Here is a 4798-nt window from a genome sequence, read left to right as displayed (position 1 = left end):
GTAACTGACATTTATTTTATCGGTCGTCCAACACTTTTTCACTGGAACACAGACAATTCTGATAGGGCTTGTCTGACGTAAGGGTATTTGGCATCGCACTCGTTCAACAGAGAAAGCAATTTCTTGTTTGCCCTCAAATTAAACATTCCGGCCAAACCTTCTTTCACCCGATTTGTTTGATTTCCTGATGAAACAAAAGAAATATCGGCTCCCGTATCTGGATTCAACGTATTCTTTTCGTACTCACACAACTCAAGAATTCCTTTAGCAGAAAAAGATGCAGTATGTATTTTTCGGCATACCGTACTTGTATTCAGCTTAGTCATATTCTTCTTTTCCAGCAGCGAATTAATCAAGTATACCATCACTTCCGGATACATGAAGTCCTCGATCTCATTGTTTGTGTTGTTTTTCTCGATTTCAGTATTACCACTATTATTATGATTTTGAAGAAGCTGGACCGATACATCGATATGTCGATATGTAACGGCTTTGATTTTGTTATATATCTCTCGCCCCTTGGGATCATTATCAAGTATCACTTTAACTTTTGGCTTGTACTGAGTAATATTATTGCGATAATATGAATCATAGAACTCTAAATACTTTGCTGCATTATCAGCTCCGTTAAGCGACTCTATATTGGGACACGGAAGTTCAAAATAATTAAATAGGTTCGTGAGATACTTTTTATCACAGTTTCCTTCAATTAAGAGATTGTGTCGCTGCAACAATTCATATGTTACTGCTTCAATACCCAAGTGGGCACAAATTTTGTCATATCCGATTTGGTCGTTTATATCAACCAAAACAGTCTCCATAACATTGATATTCCTCTTTTTCCGTGTCGAGTATTGCTCATAGTGTTTCGAATCTAATAAGAAAACATTTCGCATGCTATATTCATTGATGAATACCTTTGAATGTGTTGTAAAAACAGTTGCATACTACTACTTTTTTCATCAAAGAGTCTTAAGTTTGCGCTGAAGACCCCGTAAATAGCATCTGGTTCATCTATGCAAACAACAATGCTCTTTTTCTATTGATACGAAAGCATTTCAAAGTTCAGCAGTATAGTCGCCAATCTTTAAGCGCCTTTATCCAAAACACCTATACTTCCATTATCATCTAAAGATAGACGAACATCCTCAGATATAAGATCTCTAAATGTTTCGGAGTTTTTAGGAACGATAAACTCTACTTTCCAGTTATCACGGAAGAATTTGAACGTATTGGAAATATCATTTGCAAATGTTCCAAGAATAGCACTTAAACCATCAATATAGGTATCATATGCATCTTTCAATGCCTTCCTGGACTGAGAAAACCGAGCTTTATCATACTCTACATTGATGATGCCTTCTGTAATCCTTCCTATCAATTCCGGAATGAAAGTATTTATAGACTCAATGTAAACAAATTCAATTTGATCCAGTACAGCCTTGATTTGTTCAGAAGACAGCTGTTGCTTGTCTTTTTCTTTTTCCGTCAAGTTTGAAAGAAGTACCACTAAGATGGAGCTTCTGTGAAGGCTCAGAATATAATTTCATGTCACGGCAAATGGCATAATATATATCATTTTGATCATCCCAAAAAGTAATATCAATTTTGGGATGAATAGATTGACCACCAGTAGCATGTTTAATTTTGGGCATATCATCTTCTGGCGCATAGGTTTCAGGATGGAAAAACAAGTTGATTGCACGTAATGTGTTGGTTTACCAACATTGTTCTGCCCACAAATAGCAATCAAATTTAATTCCCTTGATATATCCATTGCCATTGACAAAATGGAACGATATCTATTGATATTACAATTAACTATGCGTAGATCTGAATTCCTCGCTATTTTCGATTTGTTAAATTACCTCTATTCTATCAGCAACAGACTATTCTAAAAAGCATTCGATAAAAGGCTCATAATAACTTTAGAAATACAATAACATAAGCATATACCGTTCTTCACCAAAGCGATCATACAGCACTCTTACAAGCGGTAATGCCTTTAGTGATTCAAGCAATTTTTTTGAAACTGTAGTATCGATATATTGCTTCCATGCAGGAGTTTCCAGAATATCTCGACAAAATTCACACTTAACGATCAAATCTCTGAGCCTTTTCGGGAATTGCTTTGTTCGTTTCGGACATTGCTACAAAGTATTTCTGGAACTGTCCCAATGTTAGCGTAACAATATCCAACCGTTGCTTAACATCGCCGTTTGCATACCAAATACCATGTCTGAATGTCTCTGACGTGTTGGTGTCAATACGAACAGCAATAAACATACCATAGACAGGCTTATCGTATTTCAGAACAGCATTGGAAATATGCCGTATGATAGGCTCACCATCCATTGCTTCTTGAAGAGAGAATATGGACATAGTAACTTCGGTTAAAATTATGAAATCGCTAAATTCACAATACATATCATTTCTGTCACCAGCAGCCGATACGGCATGAAATCAGAATCCAATTTGAGGCCACAGACTTCATAGGCTTATTGACCATGTGCTCAATCGCCAATGTTGCATGCCGAAGTGTCCATTCAAGATACGCCGGAGTTTCATTCTTGAGTACTTCATTGGCATACTGAATTTCGTCCGTCTGAGCAAGGATATTCTCAAGTCTCTGTCTTGCTGTGTCAGATTGTCTAACAAAGATTTTGCGACATCTACATTATCGGTAGGCAGGGGGTACCTGTACAGAGTAGCTTATACTACTTCATAATAGGCTCTGCACTTGCAGTGATTTTGGCAAGTTTTTCTGCTAGTACATGCTTTATGGGTATAATAATCAGACCTCGGCCTTTGCGTTGAAGTAAACTGGAAATGCGAAGGTATCGCATATTCATATCGATGTAATCCAAGATATTATCAACTTTTTATCGTAGTTTTCGCCTCTTTTGGCAATCTCTCTTTTGTCAAAGGAACGCCTCGCTGGTGTGGCAGGTCTAGGCTGTCTCAGATAAAGAATGTTGTCAACCCCTTCTGCTAAGTTATAGTTGGGATTGGTTGCGTGTCCCCATAGGGTAATTTTGTTTCTTCTCAATTCGGAGGAACCGGTACGCTCCTCAAGCTCCAAAATAATAGACAACAGCCGACTATAACCCATTAAATCGTGATTAATACCTGTTCAACACACAGCTCTTTCTTCTTCACATTTCTATCAATTAATAGCTTCCAAAGCTTATTATAACTAACCGACATACTACTCACCCCAATAGTAAATCTTGCAGCTCAAAAATCGCTGACAAAAATTTGGTGTTCGCTGAAATCAACAACAGTATAGCATAATACAATTAAGCTTTCAATGTGCCAGGTATGATTTTTTGGCTTTCGTAGATTTAATGGTTACTGTTCATATATCGAGGACAAATCTTCTGCGTCTATTGCAATTACAATATTTCCTTTATATAATATAGTAAAGATTTAAGGGTAATAATATTCATAAAGAAATGTGCTATTATATAAAAGAGAGCTTGAGGAGGGGAGAATATGGCAATAGACAAACTGTTTTCAGGTGAATCAAAGAGCATCGAATATAAAGTAGATGTACCGGGAAAAAGTGAAAAGTATATGAAAACGGTAGTTGCCTTTGCCAATGGACGTGGCGGAAGAATTGTATTTGGTATTGATGATTCAACATTAGATGTAACAGGCATGAATCCGGATACAATTTTCCAGACAATAGACTCTATTACCAATGCTATATCAGATAGTTGTGAGCCGAGGATTATCCCGGACGTGACGTTACAGACAGTTGATAAGACCGTTATTGTTGGAAATCAGTTCTGGTAAATGCGCCCGTATTACTTAAATCAAAGGAATAGTAGACGGAAATTTATCCGGGTTGCAGGAACGACCCGTCTTGCACCTGATTTTATGTTAAAGGAATTGATACTGGAAGGACAGAACCGCTATTATGACAGTGAGCCGTGTGATTGCTTGACAGTTACAAAAGACGACATTAAAAAACTATGTGACGATTTAAAAAAAGTCGCCCTCGAACATGCATTGACCAATGCAGCCAAAGCTGAGATTAAAGATGTAACAGAGAATGTACTGTTATCCTGGGGGATTTTATGGGAAAAAGATGGAGAAATTGTACCGACGAATGCATATGCTTTGCTGACAGGGAAGAATACCATGCAGCAAAACATCCAGTGCACTATTTTTAAAGGTAATGACCGTGCGTACTTTGTAGACAGGCGGGAATTTAACGGTCCAATTCAGGAACAGATGGAGGCCGCATACCAATATGTGCTGGAGAAAATTAACCGGGGAATGAAGATAGATGGTATTTACAGGCAGGATGTTTATGAGCTTCCGGTAGACAGCATCCGTGAGTTGATTGCCAATGCTGTAGCTCATCGCAGTTATTTGGACCCGGGCAATATCCAGGTAGCGCTTTATGATAAACTGATTGGAGATTACTTCTCCGGGCATGGATGAATGGTGCGACGATTGAAAATGAAGGACATCTATAAAATCAGGAATCGCAACAGCCAACGCATTCTTGATATGAAAATCATTGAAAAATGGGGAAGCGGTATTCCTCGAATAATACGTGAATGCCAGGAATATGGTATTCCAGAACCAGAGCTGATCGATTTTGACGGGGATTTCCGTATAAATATGTACAGGCAGCCGTCATTAATCCAAGCTGGCACCATTGGCACTAATTCTGGCACCATTGACACTAATTCTGGCACCATTGGCACTAATTCTGACACCATTGGCACCATTATTGGAATTAAGGTAACGTCTCCTGAAGAAAGAGTGTTGACCATTATGAAGC

Annotated in this window: 7 protein-coding genes and 1 pseudogene; 3 read left to right on the top strand and 5 right to left on the bottom strand. The window is 38.1% G+C overall.

Annotated elements, in window-relative coordinates:
* Window positions 1-38: 38 nt before the first annotated feature.
* The 5 genes and pseudogenes from ACLUJM_RS12925 to ACLUJM_RS12905 all read right to left on the bottom strand — a co-directional run bounded on the left by ACLUJM_RS12925 (window position 39) and on the right by ACLUJM_RS12905 (window position 2867).
* A complete protein-coding gene (locus ACLUJM_RS12925; RefSeq protein WP_412412995.1) occupies window positions 39-821 on the bottom strand; it encodes a hypothetical protein in 783 nt (260 codons plus the stop codon).
* 266 nt (window positions 822-1087) lie between these two features.
* Window positions 1088-1492 (bottom strand): hypothetical protein, encoded by a 405-nt coding sequence (locus ACLUJM_RS12920; protein ID WP_412412994.1) that lies wholly within the window; start codon window positions 1490-1492, stop codon window positions 1088-1090.
* A complete protein-coding gene (locus ACLUJM_RS12915; RefSeq protein ID WP_412412993.1) occupies window positions 1452-1655 on the bottom strand; it encodes a hypothetical protein in 204 nt (67 codons plus the stop codon). Before ACLUJM_RS12915 ends, ACLUJM_RS12920 begins: the two co-directional genes overlap by 41 nt.
* A gap of 439 nt (window positions 1656-2094) precedes the next feature.
* Window positions 2095-2439 (bottom strand): annotated as a pseudogene (locus ACLUJM_RS12910) (AlwI family type II restriction endonuclease); the annotation flags it as partial.
* A 278-nt stretch (window positions 2440-2717) separates the two neighbouring features.
* Complete coding sequence (locus ACLUJM_RS12905) at window positions 2718-2867, bottom strand: AlwI family type II restriction endonuclease (RefSeq protein ID WP_412412992.1); 150 nt, start codon at window positions 2865-2867, stop codon at window positions 2718-2720.
* A gap of 628 nt (window positions 2868-3495) precedes the next feature.
* On the opposite strand from ACLUJM_RS12905, the gene ACLUJM_RS12900 reads away from it, so the two are divergent.
* The 3 genes from ACLUJM_RS12900 to ACLUJM_RS12890 all read left to right on the top strand — a co-directional run.
* Complete coding sequence (locus ACLUJM_RS12900) at window positions 3496-3798, top strand: helix-turn-helix domain-containing protein (RefSeq protein ID WP_412412991.1); 303 nt, start codon at window positions 3496-3498, stop codon at window positions 3796-3798.
* Window positions 3799-4452: a hypothetical protein gene (locus tag ACLUJM_RS12895; protein ID WP_412412990.1), complete on the top strand. Its 654-nt coding sequence runs from the start codon at window positions 3799-3801 to the stop codon at window positions 4450-4452. It abuts the gene before it with no gap.
* An 18-nt stretch (window positions 4453-4470) separates the two neighbouring features.
* On the top strand, window positions 4471-4798 hold a 328-nt coding region (locus ACLUJM_RS12890), incomplete at its 3' end, for an ATP-binding protein (protein WP_412412996.1).

Origin of the sequence: Finegoldia sp. (assembly GCF_046991905.1) — a bacterium.
Lineage (GTDB): Bacteria > Bacillota > Clostridia > Tissierellales > Peptoniphilaceae > Finegoldia.
Note: the sequence above shows the minus strand (reverse complement) of the source record. Positions and strands in the feature narration are given on the sequence as shown.

What these genes read in the sequence shown, in the direction of transcription:
- ACLUJM_RS12895 (WP_412412990.1), top strand. Translation starts at nt 3,799, where the DNA reads ATGCGCCCGTATTACTTAAATCAAAGGAATAGTAGACGGAAATTTATC.
- ACLUJM_RS12915 (WP_412412993.1), bottom strand. Translation starts at nt 1,655, where the DNA reads ATGCCCAAAATTAAACATGCTACTGGTGGTCAATCTATTCATCCCAAA.
- ACLUJM_RS12900 (WP_412412991.1), top strand. Translation starts at nt 3,496, where the DNA reads ATGGCAATAGACAAACTGTTTTCAGGTGAATCAAAGAGCATCGAATAT.
- ACLUJM_RS12925 (WP_412412995.1), bottom strand. Translation starts at nt 821, where the DNA reads ATGGAGACTGTTTTGGTTGATATAAACGACCAAATCGGATATGACAAA.